This window comes from Candidatus Brevundimonas phytovorans, from assembly GCA_029203145.1.
GTDB lineage: Bacteria > Pseudomonadota > Alphaproteobacteria > Caulobacterales > Caulobacteraceae > Brevundimonas > Brevundimonas phytovorans.
The window spans coordinates 2,956,802-2,974,574 of record CP119309.1 but is presented as its reverse complement, the minus strand read 5'-3'; the positions used below and the strand labels follow the sequence as shown (position 1 = coordinate 2,974,574).

Genomic DNA, 17,773 nt, shown 5'->3' with positions numbered 1-17,773 from the left:
AGCGAGCGCCCGCGGCGCGAGCGATAGCGCCTCTTACTAAGGACTACCCATGCTGAAAGTCGCCATCCAGATGGACCCGCTCGAGGCGGTGAACGTCGAGTCCGACACCACCTTCCTGATGGCCCTGTCCGGTCAGGCGCGCGGCCACAAGCTGTGGATCTACGACTTCCGCTCCCTGGCCCTGGACGAAGGCCGCCTGTTCTGCCGGGCGCGCCCGGTGACGGTGAACACGGTCCAGGGCGAGCACGCCGACTTCGGCCCCGAGGTGGTCCTTGATCTGGCCGAGGACGTCGACGTCATCCTGATGCGTCAGGACCCGCCCTTCGACATGGCCTATGTCACCGCCACCTATCTGCTGGAGCGGGTGCATCCCAGGACCCTGGTGGTCAACAACCCGGCCGAGGTGCGCTCGGCGCCCGAGAAATTGATCGCCACCCTCTTCCCGGGCCTGCAGCCGCCGACCCTGGTGTCGTCGGACCCGGTGGCCCTGGTCGACTTCCATCAGCGTCACGGCGATGTGGTGCTGAAGCCCCTGCACGGCGCCGCCGGTTCGGGCGTGGTGCGCTTGAAGGGCGACGATCCCAATCTGGAAGCCCTGATCGAGATCCACGCCGCCGGGTCGCGCGACCCGCTGGTGATCCAGAAGTTCATTCCGGCGGTGTCCAAGGGCGACAAGCGCATCATCCTGATCGACGGCGCGCCGGTCGGGGCCATCAACCGCATCCCGGCCAAGGATCAGGTGCGCTCCAACCTGCGCGTCGGCGGCACGGCGGCGCCGGTCGAGCTGACCCCGCGCGATCTGGAAATCTGCGCCGCCATCGGCCCCTACCTGAAGGAGCGCGGCCTGGTCTTCGTCGGCATCGACGTGATCGGCGACTATCTGACCGAGATCAACGTCACCTCGCCCACCGGGGCCCAGCAGATGCTGAAGTTCAACGGCGTCGATGCGACGGCCCTGATGTGGGACGTGATCGAGCGCAAGAAGGCCGAGGCGGCCTAGGCCGTTTCGATGAGATAACGCCGCTCTTGCAGCCTGCGTGAGTTCGTGATTTGTTCTCTCGCGAAGAGCGGGAGGCAGGTCATGGTCGCGCGGGTGGTGACGGTCGCTTTCGACGGGGTCGAGGCGCGACGGGTCGATGTCGAGGTGCAGCAGGTGGCGACGCCTGCCGGGGCCTTCGCCATCGTCGGCCTGCCGGACAAGGCGGTGGCCGAGAGCCGCGAGCGGGTGCGCGGGGCCTTTGCGGGCATCGGTCTGGCCCTGCCGCCCAAGAAGGTCATCGCCAACCTGGCGCCCGCCGACCTGCCCAAGGAAGGCAGCCATTTCGACCTGCCCATCGCCCTGGCCCTGCTGGCCTCGATGGGGGTGATCGCGCCCGACGCCCTCGACGGCTGGGCGGCGGTCGGGGAGCTGGGGCTGGATGGTCAGATCGCGGCGGTGGGCGGCACGCTTCCCGCGGCGATGGCGGCGGGCGCCATGGGGCTGGGCCTGATCTGCCCTGAGGCCAATGGCCCCGAAGCCGCCTGGGCAGGGGAAACGGCCATCCTGGCGCCGCGCTCCCTGATCGGGCTGATCAATCACTTCCGGGGCACGCAGGTGCTGCGCGCGCCTGACCCCGGCCCGGTGACGGCGGGCGGCGCGGTCCCCGACCTGCGCGAGGTCAAGGGTCAGGAGAGCGCCAAGCGGGCGCTGGAGATCGCGGCGGCGGGCGGCCACAATCTGCTGTTCATCGGTCCGCCCGGTTCGGGCAAGTCGATGATGGCCCAGCGCCTGCCGGGCCTCCTGCCGCCGCTGACGCCGCAGGAACTGCTGGAGACCTCCATGGTCTGGTCGGTGGCCGGTCTGATCCAGCGCGGCGCCCTGACCCGCGACCGGCCCTTCCGCTCGCCGCATCATTCGGCGTCGATGGCCGCCCTGACCGGCGGGGGCCTGCGGGCCAAGCCGGGCGAGGCGTCCCTGGCCCACAACGGCGTCTTGTTTCTCGACGAACTGCCCGAATACTCGGCCCAGGCGCTCGACAGCCTGCGTCAGCCGCTGGAGACGGGCGAGATCGTGGTGGCGCGGGCCAACGCCCATGTCCGCTATCCGGCGCGGTTCCAGCTGGTGGCGGCGATGAACCCCTGCCGCTGCGGTCTGGGCGGGGCAGGACGCGGCGCCTGCGGCAAGGCTCCGAGGTGCCAGCGCGACTATCAGAACCGCATCTCCGGCCCGATGTTCGACCGCATCGACCTGACGGTGGAGACCCCGCCCGTCACCGCCGCCGACATGGCCCTGCCGGCCCCCGCCGAGGGCACAGCCGAGGCCGCCGTCCGCGTGGCGACGGCCCGCGCCCAGCAGGAAGAGCGCGTCCGCGCAGCGGGCTTCGATCCCGAAAAGGCGCGCGATCAGGGCGTCAACGCCCGCGCCTCGGGCGAGACCCTGGACCGCTTCGCCGCCCCCGACGACGCGGGCCGAGCCTTGCTGATGCGGGCGGGCGAGGCTGGAGGGCTGACGGCGCGCGGCTGGACGCGGACGCTCAGGCTGGCGCGCACCATCGCCGATCTGGACGGCTCGACCGGGGTGTTACGCCGCCACGTGGCCGAGGCCCTGATGTATCGCCGCACGACCCTCGGCGCCCAGGGCGATTTCGACCGCCAGACGGCGCATCGCGGCGAGACGCCCGCCTTCTGAAGTCCTCGTTCGGCCACGCTTAACCCTTGGACGTTACAATCGGCGTCATGGGACAGGCACGCAGAACGCACGCATCGACCGAGATCGCCGCCGCCGCATCGTCGGACGGGCCGGAACAGCAGTTCCTGCGGCTGATGAGCCATGAGATGCGCACGCCCCTGAACGGGGTGATCGGCATGCTGGGCCTTTTGTCGCGGACCAAGCTGGACGGGGCCCAGCGCGCCTATGCCGAGGCGGCGCAGAAGTCGGCGGAACACCTGCTGGGTCTGGTCAACGACCTCCTGGACTTCGCCCGGTTGGAAGCCGGAGCGCTGGAGTTCGACGCCTCGCCCGTCGATCTGGAAGGCCTGACGCGCGGCGTGGCCGAATTGCTCAGCCCCAAGGCCCACGACAAGGGGCTGGAGATCGTCTGGTCCGTCGCCGCCGACGCGCCCGACGTCATCGCCGACGAGGGCCGTCTGCGTCAGGTCCTGTTCAATCTGGCCGGCAACGCCGTGAAATTCACTGACCGGGGCGGGGTGCGCCTGACGGTCGAGCGCGCGGGCGGAACCGCCGCGCGCCCCCGCCTGGCCTTTGTTGTCGACGACACCGGCCCCGGGGTGCCGGAGGACGCCCGCGGCCGCATCTTCGATGAGTTCGGTCACGCCGACGCCTCCGACGCCGCGCGGTTCGACGGCGCAGGTCTGGGCCTGGCCGTGGTCCGACGTCTGGCCCAGGCCATGGGCGGCACGGTCGCCGTGAGCGATAGGCCTGACGGGCCCGGCGCCCGTTTCCGCTTCGAAGCCCCCTTCCCCGTCGCCACGACCGCGCCACGCGCCCGTCCGCTGGACGGCGTGGTGGTGGCGGTGCGCACGCCCGACCCCTTCGTGCGCCAGGCGGCCGCGGCCCAGATCGAGGCCTCGGGTGGCCGCGTCGCGCGTCAGGCGGGCATCACCCTGATCGACCACGCCATGGCCGAGGACGGCGCCCTGATGGTCAAGCCGTCGCAGGGCGAGGCCATCATCCTGCTCAAGCCCAGCGAGCGCGACCTGATCGACCGCTACCGGACGGCGGGCTTCCACGGCTATCTGATCAAGCCGCTGCGCCGCGCCTCCCTGGCCGAGCGGGTGCTGGCCGCGGCCGGCCGCCGCAAGGGGCTGACGGTCGCCATCGGCCGGGCGCAGGAGGACGACCGCGTCACGCCCGTGGCCTTCAAGGGGCTGCGCGTCCTGCTGGTCGAGGACAATCCGGTCGGCGCCCTGCTGGCCAGGACCCTGCTGCGCCGTGAGGGTTGCGTGGTCCAGACCGCCGCCGACGGCCATGAGGCCCTGCTGACGCTGAAGGAGGCCCGCTTCGACCTGATCTTCATGGATATGCGGATGCCGCGCATGGACGGTCCCGCCGCGGTGCGCGCCTTGCGGGCGCGCGGCGAGCGCACCCCCATCGTGGCCCTGACCGCCAACGCCTTCGCCGAGGACCGCATCGCCTGTCTGGAGGCGGGGATGAACGACCATCTGACCAAGCCGCTGGAGGCCGACGCCCTGCGCGCCGCCCTGACCCGCTGGACGAACGTCGGCAACCGCGCCAAGGTCGGCGCTCAGTAATCACGACCGCCCGTTTTCCGGCGGCGTCCCGCCGGAGAGCCGCATGACCGACACGAAGACGCCCGCCGCCGCGCCTGCAAAAGGGCTGGCTGGTCTCGCCGTCTATGGCGAACGGCGCGTCTTCGTCATGCTGCTGCTCGGCTTTTCGGCGGGTCTGCCCAACCTGCTGATTTTCGATACCCTTTCGGCCTGGCTGCGCGAGAGCGGCCTGTCGCTGTCGGTGATCGGCTTCTTCGCCCTGGCCACCATCTCCTATTCGCTGAAATTCGTCTGGGCGCCGCTGATCGATCGGACGAAGATTCCAGTCCTGACCAGATACCTCGGTCATCGGCGGTCCTGGATGCTGGTGACGCAGGCCGTGGTCATCTTCGGCCTATGGTCGATTTCCGGCCTGAACCCGGCGACATCGTTGATGCAGGTCGCCGCCTTTGCGGTGCTGGTCGGCTTCTTCGGCGCGACCCAGGACATCGTTATCGACGCCTGGCGAATCGAGGCGGCCGACGACAGCCGCCACGGGGCCATGGCCGCCGCCTATCAGATGGGTTACCGCGTCGCCCAGATCGTCGCCGGCGCCGTGCCTCTGGTCCTGGCCGACCTCTACAACTGGAACCTGTCCTACGCCGTCATGGCCGGGCTGATGGCCTTCGGCGTCATCGGTGTCCTGTTCGCCCCGCGCGAGAAGGCCCATGCCATCCGCCCGATCCCGGTCGCCGACGTGCCGTCGCGGCCCCGGCTGGAGATCGTCGAGTGGATCGCCCGGCTGGCGATCATCGGCGTCGCGGCCCTGATCATGGGATCGGGCCTCAGCGGTCAGGCCGGACCGCTCAACGGCCTGCTCGGCCTGTTCGGACTGTCGCCCGAGGCCCAGATGGCGATCAGCGACGCCTGGGCCGCCAAACCGGAAGGCGTCTATCTGCAGGTGGTGTCGGTGTTTGGCGGCCTGGGCCTGCTGGTTCTGGCCTGCTGGCCCATCCCCAGGGTGCGGACGCGTCCCGGCGCCTATCTGGCCGGATCGTTCGGCGAGCCGCTGAAGGATTTCTACACCCGCTTCGCCGGGGTGGCGACGCTGATCCTGGCGCTGATCTGCGTCTATCGGCTGGCCGATTTCGTGCTCAACATCATGAACCCCTTCTACCTGGATCTGGGGTTCACCAAGACCGAGCTGGCGGAGGTGCGCAAGGTCTTCGGCGTCATCGCCACCACGGTCGGCGTCTTTGTCGGCGGCTGGTCCGTGGCCCGTCTGGGCCTGATCCGCACCATGGTCATCGGCGCCTTCATGAGCCCGGTCTCCAACCTGGTCTTCGCCTGGCTGGCGACCCAGGGACCGGATCTTCAGGCCCTCTTCATCGCCATCGGCGTCGACAACCTGGCCACCGGCTACGCCGGCACGGCCCTGATCGCCTATATGTCCAGCCTGACCAGCATCGGCTTCACCGCCACCCAGTACGCCCTGTTCAGTTCGCTCTACGCCCTGCCCGGCAAGCTGATCGCCTCGCAGTCGGGGCGGATCGTCGAGGCCTCGGCGAGGGCGGCGGAGGTCGGCGGCGTCTTCGCTCCGCTCAAGGCCCTGTTCGCGCGCCTGCCCGCAGGCTCCCTGGTGCAAGGCGCGGCGACTAGCGGCGTCACTCCGGCGGCGCTGGGGGCGGGCTATATTGTCTTCTTTCTTTATTCGACGGTGATCGGCGTCTTCGCCATCATCCTGGCCTTCATCGTCGCCGCCAAGCAGACGGCGCTTCAGGCCAGAAACGAAGATGGGGCGGCCGAAGCCGCCCCATCCGAGTAGATCAACTAGCTGCGTCGGTCAGTCTTCGACCGACGCGCCCTCGGCGTAGGCGGCGAAGGTGGCGGCGGTCATGATCTCGTTGACCGAGGCGCCCAGGGGCACGATCTGCACCGACTTCTCCAGACCGACCAGCAGCGGGCCGATCACGGTGGCGCCGCCCAGCGACTGCACCAGACGGGTCGAGATGGCCGCCGAATGGATGGCCGGCATGACCAGGACGTTGGCGTCGCCCGTCAGGCGCATGAAGGGATAGTTGGCGCGGGCTTCGGGGTTCAGCGCCAGCTCGGGCGGCATTTCGCCTTCGTATTCGAAGTCGATGTCCATGCCGTCCAGAATGCGGATCGCCTCGCGGACCTTCTCGCCGCGATCACCAGGGGGATCGCCGAAGGTCGAGTAGCTGAGGAAGGCCACGCGCGGCTTGCGGCCCAGCTTCTTGACCGTAGCAGCGGCCTTGATGGCGATCTCGGCCAGTTCGGCGGCGTTGGGCAGTTCGTGGATCGAGGTGTCAGCCACGAACAGGGTGCGGCCCTTGGCCAGCAGGATCGACAGGCCGATCATGCGGTCCGTGACGTCCAGGACGCGACGAACCTCCTTCAGGGCCATGTTGAAGTTGCGGGTCACGCCGGTGACCATGCAGTCGGCCTGACCGCGCGCGACCATGGTGGCGCCGAAGTAGTTGCGGTCCTGATTGATCATGCGCTGCACGTCGCGGCGCAGGTAGCCCCGACGGTTCAGGCGCTCATACAGCCAGTCGGTGTATTCGACATTGCGGCCCGAGGTGCGGGCGTTGACGATCTCGATGCCCAACTCGTCGAAGTTCAGCCCCGCTTCGGCGGCGTTCTGACGGATCAGGTCCTCGCGACCGACCAGGATGGGCGTGCCCAGCTCGGCCTGCTTGAAGGCCCAGGCGGCGCGGATCACGGATTGCTCCTCACCCTCGGCGAAGACCACGCGTTGCTGCGGCCCCGAGCGCACGGCCGAGGAGATCTTCTGCATCAGGGCGGCGGACGGATCGACCCGCTGCTTCAGCGAGATGCGATAGGCGTCCATGTCGGCGATGGGCTTGCGCGCCACGCCGGTGTCCATCGCCGTCTGGGCGATGAAGGGCGGGATGTACCAGATCAGGCGCGGGTCGAACGGGGTCGGGATGATGTATTCCGGGCCGAACTTCAGTTTGCGGCCGCGATAGGCGGCGGCGACTTCATCCGGCACATCCTCACGGGCCAGCGCCGCCAGGGCGTGGGCGCAGGCGATCTTCATCTCGTGGTTGATCTGGCGCGCCCGCACGTCCAGCGCGCCACGGAACAGGTAGGGGAAGGCCAGGACGTTGTTGACCTGGTTGACATAGTCCGAGCGGCCGGTGGCGATGATGGCGTCCGAGCGCACCGACTTGACGTCTTCCGGGGTGATTTCCGGGTCGGGGTTGGCCATGGCGAAGATGATCGGATTGGGCGCCATGGAGGCGACCATGTCCTTGCTGATCGCGCCCTTGGCGGACAGGCCCAGCACCACGTCGGCGCCGACCATGGCCTCGGCCAGGGTGCGCAGGGGGGTGTCGGTGGCGTGCGCCGCCTGCCACTGCGAGACGTTGTCGCGGCCCTTGTAGATCACGCCCTGACGGTCGCAGATGACGGTGTTCTCGGCCTTGACGCCGGCGGCCTTCATCAGGGCGATGGACGACAGGCCCGCAGCGCCGGCGCCCGACAGGACCACCTTGAGGTCTTCCAGCTTCTTGCCAACGATATGGGCCGCGTTGATCAGGCCGGCGGTCGAGATGATGGCCGTGCCGTGCTGGTCGTCATGGAAGACGGGGATGTCCAGCAGGTCCTGAAGTTGGGCTTCGATCTCGAAGCATTCCGGGGACTTGATGTCCTCCAGGTTGATGCCGCCCCAGGTGTCGCCGATGTTCTTGACGACGGTGACGAACTCGTCCGGGTCGGTGGTCTTCACTTCGACGTCGAAGCTGTCGACGTCGGCGAAGCGTTTGAACAGGACCGACTTGCCCTCCATCACCGGCTTGGACGCCATGTGACCGAGGTTGCCGAGGCCCAGGATGGCCGTGCCGTTCGAGATGACGGCGACCAGGTTGCCCTTGGCGGTATAGTCGTAGGCCTTGTCCGCATCGGCGGCGATCGCCAGGACCGGCACGGCCACGCCCGGCGAATAGGCCAGCGACAGATCACGCTGGGTCGCCATCGGCTTGGTCGGGGCCATGGAGATCTTGCCCGGGATCGGATCGCTGTGGAACTCCAGAGCGTCGTCGTCGGAGAAGGTCTGTTTATCGGTCAATTCGGGCATTTCGATCTCGGGAAGGGCAGGCGCCTTCTGTTCCTAGATCGCGGGACCGCTGGGGACAACCGCTGACGCTACGTCAGGGCAGATTGGCTAGGCTTGTGGCAAGAGCCCGGTGCGCTCGACCTCGACCGGGCCGGTCATGAAGACATGGTCCGTGGCTTCGTCCCAGTCGATGACCAGTTCGCCGCCATCGACGGTCACGGCGGCCCGGCGATCGGTCAGGCCGCGCCGCGCTGTGGCCACCAGGGCCGCGCAGGCGCCGGTGCCGCAGGCCAGGGTCAGGCCCGCGCCGCGCTCCCACACGCGCAGCCGGATATGGTCGCGGTCGATGACCTTGGCGAAGCCGACATTGACCCCCTCGGGAAACAGCGGGTGATGCTCGATCAGCGAGCCCGAGCCGCGCACGAAGGCGTCGTCCTGCCGGTCGGTGAAGAAGACGACGTGGGGATTGCCCATCGAGACGGCGCCCGGCGTGTGCAGCAGGGGGGCGTCGATCGGCCCGACCTGCAGTTCGATGCCGCGCGTGTCCATCTCCTCGGCCAGCGGCACCTGGGTCCAGTCGAGGCGAGGTTGGCCCATATCCACCGTCACCTGATGATCTCCAGCTCGCCGCGCCGTCGTCGGCCCGCCCAAGGTGTCGATGACCACTTCTTCCTTGCCGGTCGCCTCCAGCAGCAGCCAGCCGACGCAGCGCAGGGCGTTGCCGCAGGTCTCGACCATCGAGCCGTCGGCGTTCCAAACCCGCATGAAGGCGTCCGCCGTTTCCGACGGCTCGACCCCGATCAACTGATCGAAGCCGCCCAGACCCGCCGCCGGGGCGGCCAGGGCGCGCACCTCGGCCTCGCTCGGGTGGAAGCCTTCCTCGAAGGCTTGGACGACGATGAAGGCGTTTCCGGCGCCGTTCATGCGGATATAGGGGCGAGCAGCCTGGGTCATGTCCGCCTTCATATAGGATTTTTCGCCGGTTCATGTATCGCTGGCGGCGATGGCGCACGAACCGGTTGACATTCAGGACCATGGCCGCCTGCGGTTGCGGGCGCGGCTGCGTTATCTCTACCACGGCAGCCAGCCCAAGGCGGTGAAGTTCCGTCTGACGGTCATCATCATCGACGTGGCCATCATCGGCTTCTTCCTGGCCGCCCCGATCCTGAAGGAGGCGGGCTGGGCCTTCTACGTGCTCGACTATCTGATCGCCGGCGTGCTCGGTCTGGACCTGATGGCGCGGGCCTACGCCTATTCCGACATCAGGGACTGGTTGAAGCGCCCCATCGTCTGGGTCGACCTGTTCGTCCTGGCCACCCTGCTGTTTCCGACCTTGCTGGCCAATTTCGGCTTCCTGCGGATGCTGCGGCTGTGGACCCTGCTCAACTCGGACTTCTTCTGGCGCACCATTGGCCGCCGGTTCGACGACACCCGGGTCGAGGAGATCACCCGGGCCCTGGCCGCGCTTGTCACCTTCGTCTTCGTTGTGACCGGCTTTGTCTACGCCGCCTTCCGGGGCAGGGCCGAGCACATCAACGGCTATCTGGACGCCCTTTATTTCACGGTGGCGACCCTGACCACGACCGGGTTCGGCGACATCACCTTGCCAGGCAACTGGGGGCGGGTCATCTCCATCGTCGTCATGCTGGTGGGCATCACCCTGTTCATCCGCCTGGCCCAGACCCTGATCCGACCGCACAAGGTCAAGTTCCCCTGCCCGACCTGCGGATTGCAGAAGCATGATCCCGACGCCGTCCACTGCAAGGCCTGCGGTCAGATCCTCTGCATTCCAGACGACGGCGCCTGATCGCGCGACTGGCCGCCCTGCGACCAAAGATGACAGGCTTGTAAGATTTCCGCCGCTTGCCGCCGCCGTCCTGTCTCGCCAAGGTGCCGTCAAATTTTTTGGGGCCTGAAACAATGATCCGCACCCTGGCGTCCGCCGCCGCCCTTCTTCTCGCCGCTGGAGCCGCACCCGTCGCCATGGCCCATTCGACCGATACCCCCGCCGCCTCGTCCGCGCCCAGTTTCGCTACCAGCGACGCGACCGACCCCTATCTCTGGCTGGAAGAGGTCGAGGGCGCGCGCGCCATGGACTGGGTCAAGGCCCACAACGCGACCTCGCTGGGGACGCTGCAAGGCGATCCGCGCTACGACACCCTGCATCAGCAGGCTCTGGACCTGGTCCAGTCGGCTGACCGCATCCCCTCGCCCGGCTTCACGCACGACGGCCACATCGACAACTTCTGGCAGGACGCCGAGCACGTGCGCGGCATCTGGCGCCGCACGACGCTGGACTCCTATCGCACCGAGACCCCGACCTGGGAGACCATCCTCGACGTCGACGCCCTGTCGGCGGCCGAGGGCAAGAACTGGGTCTACAAGGGCGCGACCTGCCTGGCCCCCGAGGAACGCTATTGCCTGCTGTCCCTGTCGGACGGCGGCAAGGACGCCGTGACGATCCGCGAGTTCGACAGCGTCACGAAGACCTTTGTCGAGGGCGGCATCAACCTGCCGGAATCCAAGGGCGGCGCCGACTGGATCGACAAGGATTCGCTGCTGATCTCGCGCGACTTCGGCGAGGGCTCGCTGACGGACTCGGGCTATCCGCGCACCGTGCGCCTGATGAAGCGCGGCCAGACCGTCGATCAGGCGGTCGAGGTCTTCGCCGGGCAGCAGACCGACGTCTCGGTCTCGGGCTACACCCTGCGCGACGCCGACGGCGTGGTGCAGGCCGTGCTGCTGAACCGGGGGATCAACTTCTATGAGAGCGAAACCTGGCGCCTGAACGCCGACGGCACGACGACCCAGCTGGCCCTGCCGCTGAAGGGCAATATCAACGCCCTGGTCGCCGGTCAGCTGGTGGTGACGACGGATCAGGACTGGACCGCGCCCTCGGGTCAGGAATTCAAGACCGGCGACGTCATCGCCTGGCCGCTGCAGGCCTGGCTGGCCGATCCCAAGACCCCGGCGCAACTGGTTATCCGTCCGGGCGAGCGCGAGGCCGTCGAGGGCGTCAGCGCCACCCGCAACAAGCTGGTGGTCGCCCTTTATGAAAACGTGCGCGGCTCGGTCTATGTCTATGACCCGGCGGACTGGAGCCGCACCCGTCTGGACCTGCCGCAGAACGTCTCGGTCGGCGTCGGCTCGGCCTCGGAGCAGGACGACAAGATCTTTGTCAGCGTCACCGGCTACCTGAACCCGTCCAGCCTCTACCTGGCCGACGCCGCCACCGGCGCGGTCGATCTGACCAAGGCTCTGCCCGCCAAGTTCGACGCCGCCGGCATGCGTGTGGATCAGTTCGAGGCCCGCTCGGCCGACGGCACGATGATTCCCTATTTCGTCGTCCACAAGGACGCCATGGCGATGGACGGGTCGAACCCGACCCTGCTCTACGGCTATGGCGGCTTCCAGTCGTCGTTGCTGCCCGGCTACTCGGCCACCGTCGGCAAGCTGTGGCTGGAGCGCGGCGGCGTCTATGTCATCGCCAATACGCGCGGCGGCGGCGAGTTCGGTCCGAAATGGCACCAGGCGGCCCAGCAGGAAAACCGCCAGCGCGCCCACGAGGACTTCCAGGCCGTCGCTCTGGACCTGATCGCGCGCAACATCACCAGCCAGCCTCACCTCGGGATCATGGGAGGCTCTCAGGGCGGCCTCTTCATGGGGGCCATGCTGACCCAGCGCCCGGACCTGATCAACGCGGCGGTCATCCAGGTGCCGCTGTTCGACATGCTGCGCTTCCACAAGCTCTTGGCCGGCGCCTCGTGGATCGGCGAATACGGCAACCCGGACATCCCCGAACAGCGCGCCTGGATCGAGGAATACTCGCCCTATCAGAAGCTGGCGGCGGGCCAGCCCTACCCCGAGGTCTTCATCCACACCTCGACCAAGGACGACCGTGTCCATCCGGGCCACGCCCGCAAGGCGGCGGCGCGTCTGGAGGAACTGGGCTACCCGGTCCTCTTCTATGAAAACACCGACGGCGGCCACGCCGCCGGCGCCAACCTGCGCGAAACGGCCCGCCGCATCGCGCTGGAATACACCTATCTGACGCGCCGCCTGATGGACGAACCGGCGCAGCAGTAGACGGCGTCCTCTGAATCCTCCCCTGTGAGCCTTGGCGAACGGGGGAGGGGGACCACGAAGTGGTGGAGGGGGCGAGCCCCGAACGCCGAGGCTGGTTCCGCCCCCTCCACCGCCTGACGGCGGTCCCCCTCCCCCGCTGACGCAAGGGAGGATTTCGAAAGCGGAGTTTATCTTCATGAAGGCCCTGTTCCTCACCGCCGCCCTGCCGGTGCTGATCCTCGCCGCCGGTCCGGCCCTGGCCCAGGCCCCTGCCGACCCGGTCGCCGCCGCCGCGACCAATCCGCCGCCGCATTTCCCGGGCGATCTGACGCCCGAGGGGGTCAAGGCCGCCGACGATCATCTGGCGCTGGAAGAAGTGGACGGGGCCGAGGCCAGGGCCTTCGTCGCCGCCGAGAACGCCAGGTCCCTGTCGGCCCTGACCGGCGACCGCCGCTACGAGGCCTTCCGTCAGCAGGCCGAGGCCATCCTGACGGCCACCGACCGCATCCCCGGCGTCAGCTTCCTGGGCGAGGGTCTGGGCAATTTCTGGCAGGACGGGGTCAACCCGAAGGGGGTCTGGCGCCGTACGACGCTGGACAGCTATCGCAGCAACCAGCCCCAGTGGGAGACCCTGCTCGATATCGACGCCCTCGCTAAATCCGAAGGCCGCGACTGGGTGTTCAAGGGCGCCGACTGCCTGGCGCCGGACGAGACCCGCTGCCTGATCAACCTGTCGGACGGCGGCAAGGACGCCGTGACGGTTCGCGAGTTCGACCTGACGACCAAGACCTTCGTGGGGCCGTCCCAGGGGGGCTTCGTCATTCCCGAGGGCAAGCACCGCCTGACCTGGCTGGACCGCGACACCCTGCTGATCGCCACCGACTTCGGTCCCGGCACGATGACCGAGTCGGGCTATCCCTTCATCGTCAAATCCCTGACGCGCGGCCACCCGCTGGCCCAGGCGACCGAGGTCTATCGCGGCCAGCAGTCCGACGGCGGCTACGGCGTCTCGCCCATGGTCTTCCGCGACAAGGCCGGTGCGGTCGGGGCCGTCCTGTTCAGCCGTCCGCTGGACACCTTCCGCTCGGAGATCTGGGCCCTCGGCGCGGACGGCAAGCCGCAGAAGCTGAACCTGCCGGAACGCGTCGCCGTCGAAGGCGTCATGAGCGGCAATCTCATCTTCTCGCCGGATCAGGCGTGGAGCTTTGACGGTCAGGACTATGCGGCGGGTTCTCTGCTGTCCCTGCCGCTCGGCGTGCTGCGCCCGGAGCGACTTGAGATCGCCATCGGGGCTGCTCGCGCGACCGTCTTCACCCCGACGGCGCGCCAGTCGCTGCAGAACGTGACCGTCCTGTCGGACAGCATCGTCGCCGTGATCGCCGACAACGTCGTCGGCACGTTGAAACGCTTCACCCCGAGCGCGAATCGCTGGACCGTGACCGAACTGGCCGTGCCCGCCAACAGCGCCGTGGGTCTGGGCGACAGCTCCAAGGCCAAGGGGCAGGTCTTCGTCTCGACCCAGGGCTTCCTGACGCCGCCGACCCTCAGCCTGGCCGAGGTCTCGACCGGCGCCCTGACCGAGCTGAAGTCGGCCCCGGCCAAGTTCGACGCCTCGACCCATGTGGTCGAGCAGTTCGAGGCGACCTCGGCCGATGGGACGAAAATCCCCTACTTCGTCACCCGGCCCAGGAACCTGGCGATGGACGGGACCGGCCCGACCATCCTGTTCGGCTACGGCGGCTTCCAGGCCAGCTTCCCGCCCGCCTACAAGCCCGAGATGGGCAAGCTCTGGCTCGAGAACGGCGGCGTTTTCGTCCAGGCCAATATCCGCGGCGGCGGCGAGTTCGGTCCCGGCTGGCACCAGGCGGCCCTGCGCGAGAACCGCCAGCGCGCCTTCGACGACTTCGCCGCCGTGGCCCGCGATCTGGAGCAGCGCAAGATCACCAGCCCGCGTCACCTGGGCATCTATGGGCGGTCCAACGGCGGGGTCCTGACCTCGGTGTCGATCACCCAGCACCCGGAGCTGTTCAACGCGGCGGTGATCGAGAGCCCGCTGATCGACATGCTGCGCTATCAGGACCTGCCCGCCGGCGCCTCGTGGATCGGCGAATACGGCGACCCGCGCATTCCGGGCGACGCCGCGTTCATCGCCCGCTATTCGGCCTATCAGCAGCTGCGGCCCGAGGTGAAATACCCGCGCGTCTATATCACCACCAATACGCGCGACGACCGCGTCCACCCCGGCCACGCCCGCAAGTTCGCGGCGCGCCTGGGCGATCAGGGCCACGACCACCTCTATTATGAGGACACCGCCGGCGGTCACTCCAACGACGCCGACCCGGTCGCCAACGCCCGCCGCTGGGCGCGCCACTATGTCTATCTCAGCCAGCAGTTGATGGACTGAGCCTCCTCGTCATCCCGGACGCGGCTTTGCCGCTTGGGCGCTACCGGCTCTTCGCTTCGCTGCGGCCGGGATGACGGTCCGCGGCCTCAAGGAGCGCGAAGCGCGATAGGCCAGGGAAATATGTGCGGCTTCTTCCCCTTCACGGTTTTATGAACGGCGCGGACGGATCGAACGGCTAGGATCGCGGCATGACGGCACGGGGCATCAGGACCGGGATGATCGCGGCGGCGGTCGCAGGCGTCGGCCTGCTGATCGCTGCCGCTGCCCCGCCGCGCGAGCGCGACGCCCCGGTCCAACCGGTGGTGGTCGAGTTGTTCACCGCCCAGGGCTGTTCCGGTTGTCCCGACGCCAACCGCACCCTGGAGGCGGTGGCGAACACGCCGGGGGTCATCGCCCTGACCTATGGCGTCGGCTACTGGGATTATCTGGGCTGGCCCGACACCTTCGCCAAGCCCGAGTTCGCCGCGCGCCAGCAGGCCTATCGTCAGGCGCTGAAACTGAGGAACGTTTCGACGCCTCAGGTGGTGATCGACGGCCGCCGTCATCTGTCGGGCGCCCGACCGCCGGAGCTTCAGGCCGCCATTGACGCCGAGGCCGCCGCCCGCCTCTGGCCGCCCGAGATCGAGTTCCGCGAGACCGGCGACCGGGTCGGGATCGGCTCGGGCCGCCCGCCCCGCGGCGGGGCCGAGGTCATGGCCGTGGTCTATCAGCCGGGCCTCCAGACGGTCGAGGTGCGTCAGGGCGACAATCGCGGCCAGGCGGTGCGCCACGTCAATGTGGTGCGCGAGGTGCGTCGTCTCGGCGACTGGACCGGACGGCCGGTCCTCTTCGCCCTTCCTGCGGATTCCGCGTCTGAAGACAACGTCGTAGTCCTGGTTCAGGCCAAGGCGGACCGACGGATTCTGTCCGCCGCCCGTCGGGTGGAACCGAGGGCCGATTGAACCGCTGACGGAAAGGGGTTAAAGGCCCGCCGCTCTTGATGGGCGCGCCCTTCGCGCGACCCGGAGGTTATGCATGGCTGGGGACACGCCCCGTGGCGACGCTGCGACGTCCGCCGCAAAAGCTTCCGAACCCGCGAACGCCCAGATTCCGTCTCCGCCCCATCATGGGGTCGGGCACGGCAAGGCGGCCCATCGCGCCCTGATTCTGGGCGCCATCGGCGTGGTCTTCGGCGACATCGGCACCAGCCCGATCTACGCCCTGCGCGAGGCCATCGGCCACGCCCAGAAGGGCGTCGGCGGGGAACTGGCCATCATCGGCGTGGTCTCTCTGGCCTTCTGGGCCCTGATGATCGTCGTGACGTTCAAATACGTCATGTTCCTGATGCGGGCGGACAACAAGGGCGAGGGCGGCACCCTGTCGCTGATGGCCCTGGCCCAGCACGCGGTCGGCCGACGCAGCGCCTGGCTATTCATCCTCGGTGTCTGCGGCGCGGCGCTCTTCTACAGCGACGGCGTCATCACCCCGGCCATTTCGGTGCTGTCGGCGGTGGAGGGTCTGAAGGACGCGCCCGGCCTGAACGGCGAACTGGACCCCTTCATCCTGCCGATTTCGGCGGGCATCCTGATCGCCCTGTTTCTGGTTCAGTCGCGCGGCACCGCCGGTCTGGCCAGGTTCTTCGGTCCGATCACCGCCGTCTGGTTCCTCAGCCTCGGCGTCCTGGGCCTGACCCATATCTTTGACGACATCACCATCCTGCGCGCCCTGTCGCCCCTCTATGGGATTGAGCTGCTGCTCAAGGACGGCTTCCTCGGCTTCGTCATCCTCGGCAGCGTCTTCCTGGCCGTCACGGGGGCCGAGGCCCTCTATGCGGACATGGGCCATTTCGGCAAGGCGCCGATCCGTCAGGGCTGGCTGTTCGTGGTCCTGCCCTGTCTGACGCTCAACTATCTGGGTCAGGGCGCTTTCCTGCTGGCCAATCCGGGGGCGGCGGACAACCCCTTCTGGAACATGGTCCCGCAGATGGTCTATTGGCCCATGCTGGTTCTGGCCACGGCGGCCACGGTCATCGCCAGCCAGGCCGTCATCACCGGCGCCTTCTCGGTGACGCAGCAGGCGGTCCAGTTGGGCCTGCTCCCCCGTATCGACATCCGCAACACGTCGGAGACCCTGGCGGGCCAGATCTATGTCCCGGCGGTCAACAGCCTGCTGATGGTCGGGGTGCTCTTCCTGCTGCTGACCTTCCAGTCGTCGCACAATCTGACGGCGGCCTATGGCGTGGCCGTCACCGGCACCATGCTGGTCAACACCCTGATGTCCTGGTCGGTGGTGACCAAGAAGTGGAAGTGGCCGATGTGGGCGGTGCTGGGCACCCTGGTCCCGTTCGGGATCATCGACGGCGTCTTCCTGACCTCCAACCTGCTCAAGATTCCTGACGGCGCCTGGATGCCTCTGGTGCTGGGCGGCGGTCTGGTCCTGATCATGTGGACCTGGGTGCGCGGCACGCAGATTCTGACCGAGAAGACGCGCAAGGACAGCCTGCCGCTCAGCGATCTGATCGAGATGCTGAAGGCCCGACCGCCGCACCGCGCGCCGGGCACGGCCATCTTCCTGACGTCGGACCCCGAGGTCGCGCCGGTCGCCCTGATGCACAATCTCAAGCACAACAAGGTGCTGCACGAGAAGAACGTCATCCTGACCGTCCACACCGCCGACCGGCCGCGCGTGCCGGACGACCAGCGCGTGTCGATGGAGCCGATCAGCGACGACTTCAAGCGGCTGACCATCACCTACGGCTTCATGGAGACGCCGAACGTGCCGCGCGCCCTGGGCCTGTGCCGCAAACAAGGTTTGAAGTTCGACATCATGTCGACCAGCTTCTTCCTCGGTCGTCGTTCCGTGGTCGCCTCGGCCCGTCAGGGCATGCCGCTGTGGCAGGACAAGCTGTTCATCTTCCTGATGCGCAACGCCGCCAATCCGACTGACTTCTTCCATATTCCGCCCGGCCGCGTGGTCGAGCTGGGCACGCAGGTATCCGTATGAGTGGTGGAACC

The 17,773-nt window shown here is 68.1% G+C and carries 11 protein-coding genes; 9 read left to right on the top strand and 2 right to left on the bottom strand.

What is annotated here, in order from left to right; genetic code table 11:
• Nucleotides 1-49: 49 nt before the first annotated feature.
• From gshB to P0Y52_14520, 4 genes are all read left to right on the top strand, one after another.
• On the top strand, nucleotides 50-1,000 hold the full coding sequence (gshB, locus tag P0Y52_14535) for a glutathione synthase (GenBank protein ID WEK57741.1): 951 nt from the start codon (nucleotides 50-52) through the stop codon (nucleotides 998-1,000).
• A gap of 81 nt (nucleotides 1,001-1,081) precedes the next feature.
• Nucleotides 1,082-2,668, top strand: a complete 1,587-nt coding sequence (locus tag P0Y52_14530; GenBank protein ID WEK57740.1) for a YifB family Mg chelatase-like AAA ATPase — start codon at nucleotides 1,082-1,084, stop codon at nucleotides 2,666-2,668.
• A 47-nt stretch (nucleotides 2,669-2,715) separates the two neighbouring features.
• Nucleotides 2,716-4,251 (top strand): response regulator, encoded by a 1,536-nt coding sequence (locus tag P0Y52_14525; protein WEK57739.1) that lies wholly within the window; start codon nucleotides 2,716-2,718, stop codon nucleotides 4,249-4,251.
• A gap of 43 nt (nucleotides 4,252-4,294) precedes the next feature.
• A complete protein-coding gene (locus tag P0Y52_14520; GenBank protein ID WEK57738.1) occupies nucleotides 4,295-6,034 on the top strand; it encodes an MFS transporter in 1,740 nt (579 codons plus the stop codon).
• Nucleotides 6,035-6,052: 18 nt separating this feature from the next.
• Here the strand turns inward: P0Y52_14520 and P0Y52_14515 are convergent, their stop codons facing one another.
• Together P0Y52_14515 and dapF are read right to left on the bottom strand one after the other, a co-directional pair.
• Complete coding sequence (locus P0Y52_14515; protein ID WEK57737.1) at nucleotides 6,053-8,332, bottom strand: NADP-dependent malic enzyme; 2,280 nt, start codon at nucleotides 8,330-8,332, stop codon at nucleotides 6,053-6,055.
• Nucleotides 8,333-8,419: 87 nt separating this feature from the next.
• Nucleotides 8,420-9,265, bottom strand: a complete 846-nt coding sequence (gene dapF / locus P0Y52_14510) for a diaminopimelate epimerase (protein ID WEK57736.1) — start codon at nucleotides 9,263-9,265, stop codon at nucleotides 8,420-8,422.
• 49 nt (nucleotides 9,266-9,314) lie between these two features.
• Between dapF and P0Y52_14505 the strand changes: the two genes are divergently transcribed.
• The 5 genes from P0Y52_14505 to P0Y52_14485 all read left to right on the top strand — a co-directional run bounded on the left by P0Y52_14505 (nucleotide 9,315) and on the right by P0Y52_14485 (nucleotide 17,762).
• On the top strand, nucleotides 9,315-10,118 hold the full coding sequence (locus P0Y52_14505) for an ion channel (GenBank protein WEK57735.1): 804 nt from the start codon (nucleotides 9,315-9,317) through the stop codon (nucleotides 10,116-10,118).
• 113 nt (nucleotides 10,119-10,231) lie between these two features.
• The gene (locus tag P0Y52_14500) at nucleotides 10,232-12,397 is read left to right on the top strand and encodes a prolyl oligopeptidase family serine peptidase (protein ID WEK57734.1); all 2,166 of its coding nucleotides are present in this window, start codon (nucleotides 10,232-10,234) and stop codon (nucleotides 12,395-12,397) included.
• Between the two features lie 175 nt (nucleotides 12,398-12,572).
• Entirely contained in the window at nucleotides 12,573-14,780 is a 2,208-nt protein-coding gene (locus P0Y52_14495) for a prolyl oligopeptidase family serine peptidase (protein ID WEK57733.1), read from the top strand.
• 188 nt (nucleotides 14,781-14,968) lie between these two features.
• Nucleotides 14,969-15,721: a DUF1223 domain-containing protein gene (locus tag P0Y52_14490; GenBank protein ID WEK57732.1), complete on the top strand. Its 753-nt coding sequence runs from the start codon at nucleotides 14,969-14,971 to the stop codon at nucleotides 15,719-15,721.
• Between the two features lie 73 nt (nucleotides 15,722-15,794).
• On the top strand, nucleotides 15,795-17,762 hold the full coding sequence (locus P0Y52_14485) for a potassium transporter Kup (GenBank protein ID WEK57731.1): 1,968 nt from the start codon (nucleotides 15,795-15,797) through the stop codon (nucleotides 17,760-17,762).
• Nucleotides 17,763-17,773: the final 11 nt, after the last annotated feature.

Bases quoted from the DNA above. Each gene is read 5' to 3' on its own strand.
- gshB (WEK57741.1), top strand. From the start codon at position 50: ATGCTGAAAGTCGCCATCCAGATGGACCCGCTCGAGGCGGTGAACGTC.
- P0Y52_14530 (WEK57740.1), top strand. From the start codon at position 1,082: ATGGTCGCGCGGGTGGTGACGGTCGCTTTCGACGGGGTCGAGGCGCGA.
- P0Y52_14525 (WEK57739.1), top strand. From the start codon at position 2,716: ATGGGACAGGCACGCAGAACGCACGCATCGACCGAGATCGCCGCCGCC.
- P0Y52_14520 (WEK57738.1), top strand. From the start codon at position 4,295: ATGACCGACACGAAGACGCCCGCCGCCGCGCCTGCAAAAGGGCTGGCT.
- P0Y52_14515 (WEK57737.1), bottom strand. From the start codon at position 8,332: ATGCCCGAATTGACCGATAAACAGACCTTCTCCGACGACGACGCTCTG.
- dapF (WEK57736.1), bottom strand. From the start codon at position 9,265: ATGACCCAGGCTGCTCGCCCCTATATCCGCATGAACGGCGCCGGAAAC.
- P0Y52_14505 (WEK57735.1), top strand. From the start codon at position 9,315: ATGGCGCACGAACCGGTTGACATTCAGGACCATGGCCGCCTGCGGTTG.
- P0Y52_14500 (WEK57734.1), top strand. From the start codon at position 10,232: ATGATCCGCACCCTGGCGTCCGCCGCCGCCCTTCTTCTCGCCGCTGGA.
- P0Y52_14495 (WEK57733.1), top strand. From the start codon at position 12,573: ATGAAGGCCCTGTTCCTCACCGCCGCCCTGCCGGTGCTGATCCTCGCC.
- P0Y52_14490 (WEK57732.1), top strand. From the start codon at position 14,969: ATGACGGCACGGGGCATCAGGACCGGGATGATCGCGGCGGCGGTCGCA.
- P0Y52_14485 (WEK57731.1), top strand. From the start codon at position 15,795: ATGGCTGGGGACACGCCCCGTGGCGACGCTGCGACGTCCGCCGCAAAA.